The sequence below is a fragment of the Oleiphilus sp. HI0132 genome (assembly GCF_001635845.1).
Genome location: NZ_LWGJ01000561.1, coordinates 1 through 679, shown reverse-complemented (window position 1 = coordinate 679; position 679 = coordinate 1). Strand labels below are relative to the sequence as shown.

General features: G+C 45.2%; 2 protein-coding genes. Both read right to left on the bottom strand.

Annotated features, from left to right (window positions below; translation table 11 throughout):
* Window positions 1-264: DUF2956 family protein (locus A3766_RS06960; RefSeq protein WP_068641986.1), on the bottom strand; the 264-nt coding region annotated here is incomplete at its 3' end.
* Window positions 265-326: 62 nt separating this feature from the next.
* On the bottom strand, window positions 327-679 hold a 353-nt coding region (locus A3766_RS30595), incomplete at its 5' end, for a hypothetical protein (RefSeq protein WP_231882850.1).

The window sequence follows — 679 nt, the reverse complement described above, 5'->3', positions numbered from 1 at the left end:
CTGAACATGCTCTTCAAGCTGTTTTTCTTCACTACTGCTTGCCATCTGTTTGGCTTTTTCTGCAGCTTTTAATTGCTTGTCGAGCTCTCGGCTTTTGGCTTTGTGCTGTTTTTTATACTGCTCAATCCCTTTTTGAATACCCTGGGCAATGATTTTTGTTTGTTCTTTCGTTTGGCCTGGGCGTTGGTTCGCTTTTGCCAGCTTATTAGCTTCTTCCAGCGTCCGCTCGCTTCCTTTTGAGTGCCGCTTATCATATTTTGCCATTTTACTTCCTTGGTTCTATTTGGGGGTGAGCTGATGAGGGAATTGATTGCAAGTGATCTAGCCTATGAATAGTTGTCTTCAACACGCCTGGTTAGTTCAGATAGTTCCTGTGTATCTTGTTCATTCAAGTCGCAGTTAGCCAAAACGAAGTTTGCCGTGCGCACTACGGCTCGCCACCTGGGCCTATCAGGGATAGTACGAGCGCTCAGGTACTTGTCAAAGGTTCGAGTTTTAACCGTGGTGCCGTCCACGTATACACGCCAGCAGCGACTTTGCTCTGCCAGGTCAACCTTTGTCTTATTTGTTGAGCGCTCCCAAATATTTAGTGAGTTCCTCAACAGTTCGACAATAAGCTCTTTGCCATCAAATTCGGTTTTATCATCGTGTTCAAGAGCTGGAGGAGAGTCTATATATT